Annotated in this window: 12 protein-coding genes, 3 tRNA genes and 1 pseudogene; 5 read left to right on the top strand and 11 right to left on the bottom strand. The window is 31.9% G+C overall.

The window, feature by feature from the left end:
• Positions 1–26: 26 nt before the first annotated feature.
• Positions 27–530 (bottom strand): helix-turn-helix domain-containing protein, encoded by a 504-nt coding sequence (locus tag ACFS5J_RS01570; RefSeq protein WP_379810176.1) that lies wholly within the window; start codon positions 528–530, stop codon positions 27–29.
• 302 nt (positions 531–832) lie between these two features.
• On the opposite strand from ACFS5J_RS01570, the gene ACFS5J_RS01565 reads away from it, so the two are divergent.
• From ACFS5J_RS01565 to ACFS5J_RS01555, 3 genes are read left to right on the top strand one after another with little or no spacing between them, the layout of a single operon-like run.
• A complete protein-coding gene (locus ACFS5J_RS01565) occupies positions 833–2,002 on the top strand; it encodes a M14 family metallopeptidase (protein WP_379810174.1) in 1,170 nt (389 codons plus the stop codon).
• Positions 2,003–2,045: 43 nt separating this feature from the next.
• Positions 2,046–2,525, top strand: coding sequence for an Lrp/AsnC family transcriptional regulator (locus ACFS5J_RS01560; protein WP_379810173.1), 480 nt, complete (start codon positions 2,046–2,048; stop codon positions 2,523–2,525).
• Between the two features lie 35 nt (positions 2,526–2,560).
• The gene (locus ACFS5J_RS01555) at positions 2,561–3,091 is read left to right on the top strand and encodes a DinB family protein (protein WP_379810172.1); all 531 of its coding nucleotides are present in this window, start codon (positions 2,561–2,563) and stop codon (positions 3,089–3,091) included.
• 36 nt (positions 3,092–3,127) lie between these two features.
• Here ACFS5J_RS01555 and ACFS5J_RS01550 read toward each other — a convergent pair.
• The 4 genes and pseudogenes from ACFS5J_RS01550 to aroB all read right to left on the bottom strand — a co-directional run.
• A pseudogene (locus ACFS5J_RS01550) lies at positions 3,128–3,424 on the bottom strand (DNA primase); the annotation flags it as partial.
• An 89-nt stretch (positions 3,425–3,513) separates the two neighbouring features.
• Positions 3,514–4,494 (bottom strand): deoxyhypusine synthase family protein, encoded by a 981-nt coding sequence (locus tag ACFS5J_RS01545; protein WP_379810171.1) that lies wholly within the window; start codon positions 4,492–4,494, stop codon positions 3,514–3,516.
• 10 nt (positions 4,495–4,504) lie between these two features.
• On the bottom strand, positions 4,505–5,908 hold the full coding sequence (locus ACFS5J_RS01540) for an arginine decarboxylase (protein WP_379810170.1): 1,404 nt from the start codon (positions 5,906–5,908) through the stop codon (positions 4,505–4,507).
• A gap of 299 nt (positions 5,909–6,207) precedes the next feature.
• Positions 6,208–7,275, bottom strand: a complete 1,068-nt coding sequence (aroB, locus tag ACFS5J_RS01535) for a 3-dehydroquinate synthase (protein WP_379810169.1) — start codon at positions 7,273–7,275, stop codon at positions 6,208–6,210.
• Between the two features lie 94 nt (positions 7,276–7,369).
• On the opposite strand from aroB, the gene ACFS5J_RS01530 reads away from it, so the two are divergent.
• Positions 7,370–8,536 carry a proline dehydrogenase family protein gene (locus ACFS5J_RS01530; protein ID WP_379810168.1) on the top strand — a complete coding sequence of 389 codons (1,167 nt, stop codon included), beginning with the start codon at positions 7,370–7,372 and terminating at the stop codon, positions 8,534–8,536.
• Between the two features lie 103 nt (positions 8,537–8,639).
• Here ACFS5J_RS01530 and ACFS5J_RS01525 read toward each other — a convergent pair whose 3' ends face one another.
• Entirely contained in the window at positions 8,640–10,442 is a 1,803-nt protein-coding gene (locus ACFS5J_RS01525) for an OmpA family protein (RefSeq protein WP_379810167.1), read from the bottom strand.
• Between the two features lie 568 nt (positions 10,443–11,010).
• On the opposite strand from ACFS5J_RS01525, the gene ACFS5J_RS01520 reads away from it, so the two are divergent.
• A complete protein-coding gene (locus ACFS5J_RS01520; RefSeq protein ID WP_379810166.1) occupies positions 11,011–13,032 on the top strand; it encodes a sensor histidine kinase in 2,022 nt (673 codons plus the stop codon).
• Here the strand turns inward: ACFS5J_RS01520 and ACFS5J_RS01515 are convergent.
• The 5 genes from ACFS5J_RS01515 to ACFS5J_RS01495 all read right to left on the bottom strand — a co-directional run bounded on the left by ACFS5J_RS01515 (position 13,029) and on the right by ACFS5J_RS01495 (position 14,676).
• Positions 13,029–13,664 carry a LuxR C-terminal-related transcriptional regulator gene (locus tag ACFS5J_RS01515; RefSeq protein WP_379810165.1) on the bottom strand — a complete coding sequence of 212 codons (636 nt, stop codon included), beginning with the start codon at positions 13,662–13,664 and terminating at the stop codon, positions 13,029–13,031. The two genes, ACFS5J_RS01520 and ACFS5J_RS01515, sit on opposite strands and share 4 nt — an antisense overlap.
• A gap of 175 nt (positions 13,665–13,839) precedes the next feature.
• Positions 13,840–13,914: transfer RNA gene (locus ACFS5J_RS01510), tRNA-Val, on the bottom strand.
• Between the two features lie 64 nt (positions 13,915–13,978).
• Positions 13,979–14,053 (bottom strand) — tRNA-Val (locus tag ACFS5J_RS01505).
• Positions 14,054–14,118: 65 nt separating this feature from the next.
• Positions 14,119–14,193: transfer RNA gene (locus tag ACFS5J_RS01500), tRNA-Val, on the bottom strand.
• Between the two features lie 96 nt (positions 14,194–14,289).
• Entirely contained in the window at positions 14,290–14,676 is a 387-nt protein-coding gene (locus ACFS5J_RS01495; protein ID WP_379810164.1) for a DUF4258 domain-containing protein, read from the bottom strand.
• Positions 14,677–14,701: the final 25 nt, after the last annotated feature.

Genomic DNA, 14,701 nt, shown 5'->3' with positions numbered 1-14,701 from the left:
TAATTCAATTATTTGAGTTGCGCCTTTTATTTTGGTTTGTATTTTCTAAAAGTTCCATCACTATAAAAAATTACAACATAGTCAATATCTGTCTCAACATTGGAAACAGGTGTGTTCAAAACTTCCATATTTGAATTTTTTATTGCTTCGTTTGGTTTTACTGAAGTTTTGGAAGAATCAAAATGTTCTTCCGTAAAAAGGGAACCTAATACTTCGTTTGAACCAAATTCATTTTTTAAAGTTACAGGAGATGGGTGAGGCATTGAATTTGAAACTTCATTTTGAACAATATTATCTTCTTCAGAACTCGGAAAATTTCCGCGACCATTTAAAATCCAATACAAGTCAATTTCTGGAAATACCTCGGTAACTTTTAATATAAAATCCAAACTCGGTTTGTTTCTACCAGAGAGTAGGTGAGACAAACTAGAACGTTGGACCCCTATCTTATCCGCGAAAGAAGAAGCTGTTAAATTGTAATAATCAAATATAGTTTCCAGTCTTTTTATGAAATCGTCAGTGTTTACCATTGTAAATAGCTATAAGAAAAAAGGTTGATTACAAATGTAAACAATATAATCCAAATTCGCAAAATTACATTTGTAAAACACTAAAATAATATCAAGTATTGGTTTATGTGATAAACACTAAATTACTGATAAATAATGTATTGTAATATGATTTACTAATTACTAACATAAGTAAACAAGTGTACTGCAAATAAGCGATGATACTACTATGAAGGTGTTTACATTATTAAACTATAGTCAATTTTTGTCTGTTTACAAATGTAAAATATAACTTGTTTACATTTGTAAAGTAAAACAAAATCATGAATACATTACAATTAGCAACTGAATACCAAGTAAGCCAACTCCAAGGGAAATATATAACAAACGAGCATATTGTTAAAGTACTTGAAAGCTTAAATGATACTTTTAAAATTTCCATTTGCGGAACATCGGTAAAACAAAAACCTATTTATGCTGTACAATTTGGAACAGGATCAAAGAAAATCTTAATGTGGTCTCAAATGCATGGCAACGAACCAACCACTACAAAAGGATTGTTTGATTTTTTTAATTTATTAAATACGGATAGCATTATTGCGGAGCAAATAGCAAGTAAATTTACCTTATTATGTATACCTATCTTAAATCCTGATGGAGCGGAAGCTTATACAAGAGTAAATGCAAATGAAATTGATTTGAATCGTGATGCTTTAACTATTACAGAACCTGAAAGTAAGGTTTTAAGGGGGCTTTTAGAAACGTTCAAGCCTGATTTATGCTTTAATTTACACGATCAAAGAACTATTTTTGGTACTGAAGGCACAGGTTTACCAGCAACAATTTCATTTTTAGCACCTGCATACAATGTAGAACGAGAATACAATCCAACACGATTAGCAGCAATTCAGATCATTAATAGAATGAACACTGTATTAAAACAGTACATTCCAAATCAAATTGGTCGTTTTGATGATGCTTTCAATGTGAATTGCACGGGTGATTATATTACAAGTATAGGAATTCCAACAATTTTATTTGAAGCGGGACATTTTCAAAATGATTACAATAGAGAAGAGTCTAGAAAATACGTTTTTATAGCGCTTTTAACGGCGCTAGTTGATTTTGAGGAGAATGAAGTTCATAGAAAACAGAATGATGAGCAGGAATTAAACAATTATTTACGAATTCCTCAAAATTCGAAGTGTTTTTACGATTTAATTTATAGAAATATCAAAACTATTGACAATAATGAAGAAAAAATGATTACTTTTGCAGCCCAATTTGAAGAAAACTTGGTTGATGGTGATATTAAATTCGTTGCCAAAATTGTAGCTATTGATAAATTGGATGAATTTAAAGGGCATGTTGAGATAGATGGAAAAGAGATGTCTTTTAGTGCCGATTATGGGAATTTTCCAGAAATTTCAAAAAAAGCTGACTTTTATTTAAATAATATGTTAAAATTCATCAATGGTTTGCAATTTCTTTAATACTTTTGCGTTAAATAGTTCAAAATAATTTTACAAACACCTTATGAGTAAGTTTCGATTAGATGAAGTTGATCATCAAATTTTAGATATGTTAATTGATAACACTAGAGTTCCATTTACAGATATTGCTAAAAAGCTTTTAATTTCTGCAGGAACAGTACACGTTCGTGTTAAAAAGATGGAAGATGCTGGTATTATTCAAGGATCATCTTTAACGTTGGATTACGAAAAATTAGGATACTCTTTTATAGCTTATGTTGGTGTGTTTTTACACAATACGTCACAAACTAAGTTTGTTTTACAACGTATCAACGAAATCCCTTATGTGACAGTTGCTCACGTAACTACTGGTAAATTTAATATATTCTGTAAAATAAGAGCTAGAGATACTAAACATGCTAAAGAAGTAATTTTCATGATTGACGATATCGAAGGTGTTTACAGAACGGAGACCATGATTTCGTTAGAAGAAAGCATTAATGATAAAAAAAGATTGATGCATACTATATTTAAAGAAATGTAATAAAAATAAGAATCCCGATTACTCGGGATTTTTTTATGCCTATGATTAATGTAAACCCAAATGAATATGCTTCCTTTTACGAAGATTATGTCAATCTCGCTACTGCGCATTTTACTTCTTTAGTGTTAGGCTTAGAAGAGCAGTTAAATACCGTTAAATTGTATTTTGATGGTTTTCCAACTAATAAAGAAGAATTTCGATATGAAGTAGGGAAGTGGACGCCGAAGGATATTGTACAGCATTTAATAGACGCAGAGAGAATTTTTGCTTACCGTAGTTTACGTATTGCAAGAAATGATAAAACACCTTTACCAGGTTTTGATGAGAATAGCTATGTAGATATGGTAGAAGCAAACAAACGCTCGCTCGCTAGCTTAGTAGGGGAATTTATAATAGTGCGTAAAGCTACTATTACTTTATTTCAAAATTTTTCGGAGGAACAATTACAGCGATTCGGAACAGCTTCAAATGCTTCAGTTTCGGTGCGAGCATTAGGTTGTATTATTTTAGGCCACACCTTGCATCACTTGAATGTGATTACAACACGTTATTTAGACATTAAATAAAAAAGGTATGCTGTTACAGCATACCTTTTTTATTTAATCTTCTTCTGACTCGTCAGCGATTTCTAAATCTTTTAAAGCATCTAATGAATCATCTTCAGCAGACACATCAATATCGTCTTCCTCATAGTTTTCGATTCTATCAGCTAATTTAGTACTAACTTTAACTAAGAAAATCGTATCCTCAGTACGTACCTCTACAGCTTCAATAGTTTCATTCTTAGCGTTTTTAAATCGAATGATATCTGATTCATCATATCCATCAGGAAACTTCTCAACTAACAAAGTCAAGATCTCACTTGTTAATTTAGCGTAATCAACAATTACTCTTTTCATTGGGTTAATTTTATGCTTGTATTTTTGTCAAATGTAATATCCTAAATGAAAATATCAAATACTTTTTGATTTATTTTTTTATCATTTTTTTACCAACCCAATAGGTAAGCGAAAATCAACGGCGCAACTATCGTAGCATCAGATTCTACAATGAATTTAGGAGTTGTGATGTCTAATTTACCCCAAGTAATTTTTTCGTTTGGAACAGCTCCAGAATACGATCCATAACTTGTTGTAGAGTCAGAAATTTGACAGAAATAGCTCCAAAATGGTACATCGTGCATTTCCATATCTTGGTACAACATTGGTACAACACAAATAGGGAAATCTCCAGCGATACCTCCTCCAATTTGGAAGAAACCAACACCTTTACCAGAACTGTTTTTTGGATACCAATCTGCCAACCACATCATGTATTCGATACCACTCTTCATAGTAGTCGCTTTGAATTCTCCTTTGATGCAGTAGGAAGCAAAAATATTACCCATAGTACTGTCTTCCCATCCTGGAACTACAATTGGTAAATTTTTCTCTGCAGCAGCAACCATCCAAGAATCTTTAGGGTCAATTTCATAATATTGCTCTAAAACTCCTGAATTAATCATTTGGTACATGAATTCATGTGGGAAATAACGTTCTCCAGCTTTATCTGCTTTATTCCAGATATCAAATAAATGCGATTGTAATCTTCTAAATGCTTCTTCTTCAGGAATACAGGTATCGGTTACACGGTTGTAATGGTTTTCTAATAAATCCCATTCTTCTTGTGGTGATAAATCACGGTAGTTTGGAACTCTTTTATAAGAGTTGTGAGCAACCAAGTTCATAATATCTTCTTCAAGGTTGGCACCTGTACACGAAATAATATGAATTTTATCTTGACGAATCATTTCCGCTAATGATTTACCCAATTCAGCTGTACTCATAGCCCCAGCCAAAGTAACCATCATTTTACCATCTGCCAATAAATGCTCTTCATATCCTTTTGCAGCGTCTACTAACGCAGCTGAGTTAAAATGAAGGTAGTGTTTTTCTATAAATTGACTAATAGGACCTTTATTATTGCTCATAGTTTTTGTATTATTTGTTTTTATTGTAACCTAAAATATTCAATACGTCTTCAGCTTGCTGTTGTTCAGAAAATACTTCTGTTGCAAGGATACCATTTTTATCGCGATCGATTAAAATGTGTTTGGGTTGTGGGATTAAACAGTGGTGTAAACCTCCAAATCCTCCAATTGTTTCTTGATACGCACCAGTATTGAAGAAACCAATATATAATGGTTTTTCTTTGTTGTACTTTGGTAAATAAACCGCATTCATGTGTTGCTCTGAGTTGTAATAATCATCACTGTCGCAAGTCAAACCACCCAATAACACTCTTTCATAAGTGTCGTTCCAACGGTTTACGGCAAGCATCACAAAACGCTTGTTAATTGCCCAAGTATCAGGTAAAGTTGTAATGAATGAAGAGTCAATCATGTTCCAATTTTCTCTATCATTTTGTTGTTTTTGGTATAAAACCTCATAAATAGCACCACCAGATTCTCCAACTGTAAAGGAACCAAATTCGGTGTAAATGTTAGGTACATCTACTTCAGCTTCATCACAAGCAATTTTGATTTGGTTTAAAATTTCATCAATCATGTATTGGTAATCGTACTCAAAAGCCAATGAATTTTTGATTGGGAAACCACCACCAATATTCAAACTATCAAGAGTAGGACATTCCTTTTTTAAAGCAATATAAACTTTCATACATTTTAAAAGTTCATTCCAGTAGTAAGCCGTATCACGGATACCTGTATTGATAAAAAAGTGAAGCATTTTTAATTCAACTTTTTTATTTTCTTGGATTTGCTTTCTGTAAAAAGGAACAATGTTTTTGTAACCAATTCCTAAACGAGAAGTATAAAATTCAAATTTTGGCTCTTCTTCAGCTGCAATTCGAATTCCAATTTTAATTTTACTCTTAATTTGTTCTTGTAACAAATCCAATTCTTCATAATTATCAATTACAGGAATTGTATTACGATGTCCATTGTTGATTAAACGTGCAATATTCTCAATGTATTGGTCACGTTTAAAACCGTTACAAATAACAAAGGTGTTTTTGTTTATTTTACCTTCTTCAATCAATTTTTCAACAATGTTGATATCAAAAGCAGAAGAAGTTTCAATATGAATGTTATTTTTTAAAGCCTCATTCAAAACGAATTCAAAGTGAGAGCTTTTTGTACAATAACAGTAAAAGTATTTTCCATCATAATCGTGTTTTTCCATTGCATTTCGAAACCAAGTTTTTGCGCGCTTGATGTTTTTCGAAATTTTTGGCAAATAAGTGAACTTTAATGGAGTACCATATTCTTCGACTAATTTCATCAAATCTATTCCATGAAATTGAAGGGTGTCCTTGTTTAAAGTAAATTCTTCTTGCGGGAAATAAAAAGTTTGATTGATTAAGTCATAGTATTTTGTATTCATTTGAAATGTAATAGTTTTAAATTTAAAATAAGTGAAATAATGAGAGGATTACAGACTAATCTCAAACTCTAATATTCGCAAATACGATTAAAAGTTTTTCGTGAAAAGCTTTTAAAAATTTAAACAAATCAATAAAAAACATAGACTGTGATTGCTGATTAAGCAATACAGGACAAGGAAACAACGGAGTTGTCACAGTGTTTTGGTAGTGAAAATAATTTTCGCGTTTATGTTCTTTCATTAACGCAAAGGTAAAAAATAATCTGTCTTAATTTATAATCTTATTCTTTAAAAAAAAGTTATAATTGATAATCAGTAAAAGCATTGTGAATCAATTCGTTACTACACGTTTGATTTAGTTTTGTTTTTCCTATTTCTTCAAGAAGGACAAATTGCACTTTTCCAAATTCATTTTTTTTGTCGAAGATTAACAAATCGATGATCTGATTAATAGCCTCTGTGGTAAATGAGACTTTTTCAAAAATATCCGAAATACAGTATTTGATTTCATGATACGCTTCATTATTCAAAAGCCCCATTTCCTTTGATATATGACTTTCTAAAATCATCCCAATGGCTATTGCTTCTCCATGAAGCAAACTTTTTACATTTGGATGTTCAAGGCAGTAACTTTCAATAGCGTGTCCTAAAGTATGGCCAAAATTCAACGCTTTGCGAATACCATTCTCAGTTAAATCTTCTGAAACGATAGTGTTTTTTATTGCAATCGATTCGTGAATTAAAGTGTCTAAATCATTTGTATTTAAGTTACTTAGATCTTTAAATTTATTCCAATAGGATTTATCATAAATTAAACCATGTTTAAGCATTTCGGCTAATCCAGAACGCATTTGACTGCCATCAAGAGTTTGTAAAAAATCAGTATCAACTATTACAGCTTTCGGCTCTCTAATAATTCCGATTTGATTTTTTAGAATGCCTAAATCAACACCATTTTTACCGCCAATTGCTGCATCAACCATACCTAAAAGCGTGGTAGGAATATTGATAAAATCAATACCTCTTTTAAAGGTACAAGCTACAAAACTACCCAAATCAGTTACTACGCCGCCGCCTAAGTTAAGAATAATGCTTTTTCGGTCCCCTTCAAGTTCTGTTAAAGAGTACCATACTTGTAAACACGTTTCAATATTCTTATTTTCTTCTCCAGCCTCAAGTTCAATAATTTCAATTTCAATATTGGTAGCCAAATGAGCTAGAAAATTAGGCAAACAATATTCAGCGGTATTACCATCAACAATAATAAAAATTTTAGAATACAGTTCAGGCTTAAGAATTCTGTTTAAGTATTCGTATCCATTTTCATTAAAATATACAGAATAGTTTGTAGCGGTAATTGTTTGCATTTTCAGTAATTTCGATTTCCTGCAAAATAAAACATTTTTTATTTAAAATTGGTAAAGGTAGATTATATTTGCAAGGCAAATTATGACACACATCATGAGAAATTTATTCCAAAATACTGAGGTAGCTTTTGCTTTAAAAAGTGATACAGAGCTTGAAAGAGCTTATTTTTTATTTAAATTAATTGAAAGAGAACCACTTGTACGAATTGGTACTGCGGTAACAAATTTTGCTTTGAAAGCGCATTTACCAGTTGAAGGTTTAATTCGTTCTACAGTTTTTGATCACTTTTGTGGCGGTGTAAACGAGAATGATTGCTTGTCTGTGGTAGATAAAATGTTTACAAAAGGGGTTTCTTCGGTTTTGGATTATTCTGTTGAAGGGAAAGAAGAAGAAGCACAATTTGATGCTGCTTTGGAAATGACGTTGAAAACGGTTGATTTTGCCAAAGAACGTATGGCTATTCCGTTTGCGGTTTTTAAACCTACGGGCCTTGGACGTTTCGCTTTGTATCAAAAGATAGGCGAAGGTGCAACATTAAATGCTGAGGAACAAAACGAATGGGATAGAGTAGTGGAACGTTTTGATACGATTTGTCGTATTGCTCATCAAAAAGATGTGGCGTTATTGATTGATGGTGAAGAAAGTTGGATGCAAGATGCTGCAGATGATTTGGTAACAGATATGATGCGTAAATACAATAAAGAAAAAGCTTTGATATTCAATACGCTTCAAATGTACCGTTGGGACAGATTAGACTATTTGAAAAAGTTACACGAGATTGCAAAAGCGGAAGGTTTCTATATAGGAATGAAATTGGTTCGTGGTGCTTACATGGAAAAGGAAAATGCTAGAGCACAAGAAAAAGGATACAAATCACCAATTTGTGTTAGCAAGCAAGCTACCGATGAAAATTATGATGCAGCGGTGCTTTACATGGTGGAACATTTGGATAAAATGGCCATTTTTGCAGGAACACACAATGAAAATAGTTCGTATCGCTTAATGGAATTAATGCAAGAGAAAAATATTGCAAAAAATGATTCTCGAATATTTTTCGGTCAATTGTATGGTATGAGTGATAATATCAGTTACAACTTAGCGGCTGTAGGTTACAACGTAGCGAAATACCTTCCTTTTGGACCGGTGCGTGATGTTATGCCGTATTTAATTCGTAGAGCAGAAGAAAACACTTCTGTAGCCGGACAAACCAGTAGAGAACTGGATTTGATTAAAAAAGAAAGAAAAAGAAGAAAATTATAATAAAGAGCTTTTGTAAAAGGACTTTTTTAAAACAGAAAACCCCGCATTGCGGGGTTTTTCAGGTGTAAAGTTAAACTTTACATAGGGCAAACGAGTAAATAAGTTAGTCAATTATGGTAAATTCACTTCTTCTATTCGCTTGATGTTCCGCTTCTGAGCAACGAACAGCGTTGGAACATTGGTTAATAAGCAGCGTTTCTCCATACCCTTTTCCTGATAATCGCGAGCGACTAATTCCTTTTTTAAGTAACCAATTAATTGTTGCTTGTGCTCTTTTTGAAGACAACAGCATATTGTAATCGTTTGAAGCTCTACTGTCGCAATGTGATTTTATCGTTATATTCAACCAAGGATATTCTTCTAAGAGTGTGAGTAGAATATTCAATTGTTTTTCAGCCTTGTCTGTAATTTGCCATTGGTTTACTGCAAAATAGATATTTTCAGTAGCATAATTTTTTGCAAAATCCTGAACAGAAATTACAAGTGGAGCAAGTCTTATGTCATAAATAGCATCACCCTTTTGTGATAAAGAAAAAAGAGCATTTTCATAAGGCAGATAATTATCCGTTAAAACACGTATAAAATATTTATTTGCGCAGTTTATATTTTTAAACAGATAGGTTCCATCACTATTAGATGTTGTCTGATCAATTTCGTTCATTTTTTCGTCCAATAAAAGAACTTGTGCTTTATATACCACAGCGTATGAATTTGCCTCTGTGATTGTACCAATTAAAGTATTGTTGCAACTTAGGACTAATGGTACGTTTTCTTTAAAAGAATAGATTTTGTCTGCTTTATTGCGATTAGAAGAAACAAATCCGATTGTATCATAATTTGAAAAAGCAAAATCATCGTATTCAGAATTAAAGGGTTTTCCAATATTTATAATCTCTCCAGATTGCAGATTTTTTGTTTTTACAGCAAATATGTCAAGTTTTCCTAGTCCCAAATGCCCATCAGAAGCAAAATATAAAATATTATTGGCCGAAATAAACGGAAAGGTTTCACGGGCATAGGTATTAATGTTTTTGCCCAAATTTTCAGGTTTACCAAAGATTTTATTTGGATTAATAGAAACTTTATAAATATCAGAACTTCCATATCCACCTGGCATGTCCGATGCAAAATAGAGTGTTTGTTCATCCGGACTCAAAGCAGGGTGCGCACAGTTGTAGCTATCACTGTTAAAAGGTAACTCTTGAATTTTTGTCCATTTTTTGCCATTATAAATGGCACGATAAATTTTCAATACGACTTCGTTACCTTCTTTTGTTTTTTTATCGTTTGCACAAAAATAGAGGGTTTTACCATCTTTAGTAATAACGGCAGAAGATTCATTATAAGTGGTATTGTTTTTTTCTAAAAGAGGTGTTATAGTGCTTAAAACACCTATTGAATCGAATTGTGCTTGATAAAGAGTTTTTGTTCGATTGTTATTGCTGTTTTGGTGGTCTTTTGAAGTAAAAATAAAATCAGAATTATGTACAAATCCACCAAAAGTGTCTGTATTTGAATTTGTATTAATACCATTCAAAGTAGCTCTATTAGAATTTTTAGCAATTCTATCAAGATAATTTTCATTTTCGGTATTTGGATTGGCTCTCATATCCTCAGGAACCAGTTGGGAAAACCACTCAAAATAGGATTCAGCTTTTTTGTAATTTCCAGTGAATTTTAAGGATTGAGCATAACGGTAAATAATTTCGGTATTTTCATAATTCGTGTCAGAAAATAGATGGGAATACCAATAGATGGCCTTTTTGTAATGTGCTTTAAAATAGTAGCTGTCTCCTAGTTTTTCATAAACACTGCTATCAATATTCTCTTTTTGTGCTACTTTTTCATAAAAAGCGATTACATCAACTAAAGAATTATTATCAGTTGGATGATTTGTCGTTATCATTTTATATTGGGCCGATAGCTTTAAATTGAATAGAATAAGAATTAATAACACGTAATTTTTAATAGACATTTGGAGATTATTTTAGATTGCATAAGCTTTTTATACGGAATAAGCTTATTATTTAGGCATGATATTTATTTGAATCACAACTTTATGTAGTATTTCAAACTAAAGACTGTAATTTTAAAGAAATGTTTGAAATTGATGTTTTTTGTTATTTTTGAGCAGCTCAACATTATAAATGAAGCTTGAAATAGTAATAACATGACGCTTTAAATGGATAATTGATTTATTTATCATTGAATAGTGAGTTTTGTATAAAAGCATGGTTAACAAGCTGTTTAGTTTAATTGAAAATGGTTTTGTTAATTATATTACGAAAAAAGTAGGTTGTAAAACAAATATGAAAAATCATATTTTCAATTATAGTTCTTTGTGGAAAAACTAAATCTATTATGCAAAAATCATCTTTATAAAAAGAAAATGAGTAGAAAAGAGCAACAAATGTAGAGGTATGAAACTACATTAATTTTAATGTAGTAATGCTATTTGAAACACTATTAACCACATGAAAAAAACAACAAATCGCAAGTTCCAATTTTTAATTTTCACCCTTTTTATAGCTACTAATGTGTTCGCTCAATTTCACATAAGTAAGGCATTGGTAAATGATTTAAATGATACACTTCGGCCAAAGGATTTGAATCACGTCAAATTGAATGAACTCTGTTCTATTATGGATGCTACAGCCGTTACGTTGGTTGAACACAATCAAGAGTTTTTACAATTATTTAATCAACTGGAAAAATTTGATAAATCAAAATTAACAAGAGAAGAATCAATAAGTGCGTATTATACCTTAATGACTTTTTCTAGAAATAATTTTGAAGATTTAATTCCAGTTGTTCAATATGGTGATACGCTTAAAAATTATATTGGAAATAGTATTAAAGGCTACGAAAGGCACATTATCAATTATTACGCAATTAAAGCTGCGGCCTATATAAGTGGTGAAAAATATTCTGAAGCGGTTTACACTTGTAATGAAGCATTAAATTTATATCCGAAAATCAAATACAAGCATTTTTTTATCAATATTTACAGTTGTTTGGGGCATTTGTACAAATTAACGTATCAGTTTGATGAGAGTAATTTTTATTTCAATCAGGCTTACAAAGCAGTGGATAAAAATTCAGCATACTTTAAAAATTACTTTATATACGCTTTTCCTGATTTAATAGTGGAAAACACTTTATTAAATTACCTGCAAAATTCAGAAGATGATCGATTATTATCTCAAGTCGAAAAGGCTTTGGATGAAAATTTCTCAAAGGAGTTGAATCCTGAATGGCTTTCAAAATGGCACCTACAGAAAGCATATTTGAACTATTTTAAAGGTAATTTAAACTTAGCGCAAACGGAATTTGAAATAGCGGATAACATTGACTATCCAAAACGAAAATGGGATATTATTGATGCAAATTATAAAACCTTGGCCGTTTTGCTATGCTTAAAAAATAAAGAAGAAGCCAAAGCAATTCAAATTTTAGAAAATCTTCCAAACGGAATTAATACGTATTTCGAAAGTGTGGTGTATGAAAAAATTTACAAACATTACAAGGAAAATAATGATTTTGAAAAAGCATATAATTACCTAGAAAACTACACAAACAGTGTGACTTTTGAAAATAATCATAAGTATAAAGGTGAGATTTTAGTTGCTGAAAACAAGTATAAAGCACGTGAAAACGAAATTGAAATTCAAAATTTAAAAACAGAAGCTTCAATAAAAAACACACGGTATCAGTTGCAAATAGCGCTTCTTATAGTTTTGGTTTTAGTCGTTTTTACAGTCCTAATGTATTTCAACAGGCAGTTAAAAATAAAAAAATTAGAATCTGAAAAACAATTGCAAGAGCGTAATGATTTTATACAACAGTCATTGAAAGATGCGGAACAATTAATATATAAGGAACGTACTAAAATTGGTGTAAACATTCATAATAATTTGTTGTCTAGAAATTTAGTGCTACAGCATAAATTAAAAAAACAAATAGCCACACTAAAAGAAGAAAACGCGAACCCAAATTTGGAGTTTTTTGAGGGTTTAGTACGTGAGGTTGAAGAAATTTACGAAGAAGCACGAAACTTTTCACATGTATTGACAAATTCAAAGACAGAGGAAGTGGCACAAAACCTTTTAAAATATCTGGAAAATATAAAGGTAAGGTTAAGCGAATCCAATTTGTTGAATGTTTCAATTCTAATGGATGAAGCGGTGCAAAATAGCATTCAAAGTTTTGATAACAAAGCCATTTCGGAAAGTTTGCTACCGCTTATTAAGGAAACCTTATCAAATACCATCAAGCATACCGATTCTTTAAATTACACCATTGCTTTTGAAATTAAAGATCAAATATTGCAAGTGGATATCTCAAATGACGGCAATCCAATTAAAACTAAAAATAAATCAAAAGGAATCGGACTAACAAGTTTAAAAGTTCAAATTGAAGCCTTATCGGGTAAATTTGAAACCGAAAAACTACCAAAGGGATTCAAAGTCAAAGTGAGATTGCCACTTGCGGCTTAGTGAATGTTATAATACCCTTTTTCAATGGCTTTTAAAATCAAATCAGGTGTTCGATTAACACCCATTTTATTCATCAAGCGTTTAGTGTAATAATGAATGGTATTCAAACTTAAATCAAGTTCATACGCTATTTCTTTTGCGGTTTTAGCTTTGCAGATTAACTGTAAAAGTTCGTCTTCACGAGGCGACAATGAAATAGCAGAACCAGACAGTGTATGTTCTAATAATACATCGGATATTCTTGGGCTTACTTTGGTCTTATTCGGAGATTGATTGACTTCATTAAATAAATCAATAATTTCGTCTACCGCATCATTCTTACAGGCATAGCCATTTGCTCCGGCTTTAAAAGTGTCCGAAATAATTTTAGGCTCGATACAAGAACTAAGCATGATGATTTTTAAATCTTCATTAGAATAATCTTTTCTACATGCTTTTAAAACGGTTAAACCATTTTCTTGATTGATGTAAAAGTCTAAAAACAGAAAATCTAATCTGTTATTTTCCAAAAAAGTAAATAGGGCAGAGGCGGAATTAAAAATGTGAATTTTTGAATGCGTCAGTTTACGACTTAAATTGTCTTTTAATAATTCTGCTAATAATTCATGATCGTCTAAAATTCCGATAGTCATGGTAATAGGTTGTTTTGGTTAATAGAATTGTAAAATACAAAAGCTAATTAAAACTTTAATATAATTATTCCGGAAATTAGCAGGTTTGGGTTAAACTGTTTTATTGGGGATTTCAAAACAATTTTTACAAAAGGGTATAAAAAAGAAAAACACTTTTAAAAAGTGTTTTATTTTGTGGGCGATGAGGGGTTCGAACCCCCGACCCCCTCGGTGTAAACGAGGTGCTCTGAACCAGCTGAGCTAATCGCCCTTTCGGGTTTTAAAACAAATTAATGTTTTAAGGTATGCAATAAATAGTATCCTGAAATACGTTGTGGGCGATGAGGGGTTCGAACCCCCGACCCCCTCGGTGTAAACGAGGTGCTCTGAACCAGCTGAGCTAATCGCCCTTTCGGATTTTAAAACAAATTAATGTTTTAAAGGTATTCAATAAAAAGTATCCTGAGATACGTTGTGGGCGATGAGGGGTTCGAACCCCCGACCCCCTCGGTGTAAACGAGGTGCTCTGAACCAGCTGAGCTAATCGCCCGAATTCGGGTTGCAAACTTTAGTAATGCTTACTTCCGTATTGCGAGTGCAAATATACACGCATTATCTGTATCTGCAAGCGTTTTTTAAAAAAAAATTATCTTTTTTCAATCTTATCCAATATCACTTTATTGCTATAATTAATCATGGTTACGGTAATTGCTTCATTGTCAGAATTTTTACCTGCTATCACATAAACCTTACCCGATTTGTACGCCGTATTACTTTTTGAAAAATCGACATCACCATACTGCATGGTTTTCTTAATATCGTCAAGATTGACCCAATTTTGCTCCAATGTAGCTTTCGCTTCAGGAGAATATTCTAATGATTTACTGCGTAATTCTTTTAAAACCCTACAATTTGGCAGGTAACAAAACTCAACCCCTTTTGAATCGGCTTTTGCACCAAGAAAATAAATTACAAAAAAACCGCCCAATAAGGCGCCAAATAGATAATAAGCTAAACGATGCTTGAATTTCATGTCAAATAAATTTGTGCAAATTTAG

It is taken from the genome of Flavobacterium chuncheonense, assembly GCF_042686145.1.
Lineage (GTDB): Bacteria > Bacteroidota > Bacteroidia > Flavobacteriales > Flavobacteriaceae > Flavobacterium > Flavobacterium chuncheonense.
The sequence above is the reverse complement of the archived record's forward strand: the minus strand, read 5'-3'. Positions and strand labels throughout refer to the sequence as shown.

What these genes read in the sequence shown, in the direction of transcription:
- ACFS5J_RS01560 (WP_379810173.1), top strand. Translation starts at nt 2,046, where the DNA reads ATGAGTAAGTTTCGATTAGATGAAGTTGATCATCAAATTTTAGATATG.
- ACFS5J_RS01520 (WP_379810166.1), top strand. Translation starts at nt 11,011, where the DNA reads ATGAAAAAAACAACAAATCGCAAGTTCCAATTTTTAATTTTCACCCTT.
- ACFS5J_RS01570 (WP_379810176.1), bottom strand. Translation starts at nt 530, where the DNA reads ATGGTAAACACTGACGATTTCATAAAAAGACTGGAAACTATATTTGAT.
- ACFS5J_RS01530 (WP_379810168.1), top strand. Translation starts at nt 7,370, where the DNA reads ATGAGAAATTTATTCCAAAATACTGAGGTAGCTTTTGCTTTAAAAAGT.
- ACFS5J_RS01565 (WP_379810174.1), top strand. Translation starts at nt 833, where the DNA reads ATGAATACATTACAATTAGCAACTGAATACCAAGTAAGCCAACTCCAA.
- ACFS5J_RS01515 (WP_379810165.1), bottom strand. Translation starts at nt 13,664, where the DNA reads ATGACTATCGGAATTTTAGACGATCATGAATTATTAGCAGAATTATTA.
- ACFS5J_RS01495 (WP_379810164.1), bottom strand. Translation starts at nt 14,676, where the DNA reads ATGAAATTCAAGCATCGTTTAGCTTATTATCTATTTGGCGCCTTATTG.
- aroB (WP_379810169.1), bottom strand. Translation starts at nt 7,275, where the DNA reads ATGCAAACAATTACCGCTACAAACTATTCTGTATATTTTAATGAAAAT.
- ACFS5J_RS01540 (WP_379810170.1), bottom strand. Translation starts at nt 5,908, where the DNA reads ATGAATACAAAATACTATGACTTAATCAATCAAACTTTTTATTTCCCG.
- ACFS5J_RS01545 (WP_379810171.1), bottom strand. Translation starts at nt 4,494, where the DNA reads ATGAGCAATAATAAAGGTCCTATTAGTCAATTTATAGAAAAACACTAC.
- ACFS5J_RS01525 (WP_379810167.1), bottom strand. Translation starts at nt 10,442, where the DNA reads ATGATAACGACAAATCATCCAACTGATAATAATTCTTTAGTTGATGTA.
- ACFS5J_RS01555 (WP_379810172.1), top strand. Translation starts at nt 2,561, where the DNA reads ATGCCTATGATTAATGTAAACCCAAATGAATATGCTTCCTTTTACGAA.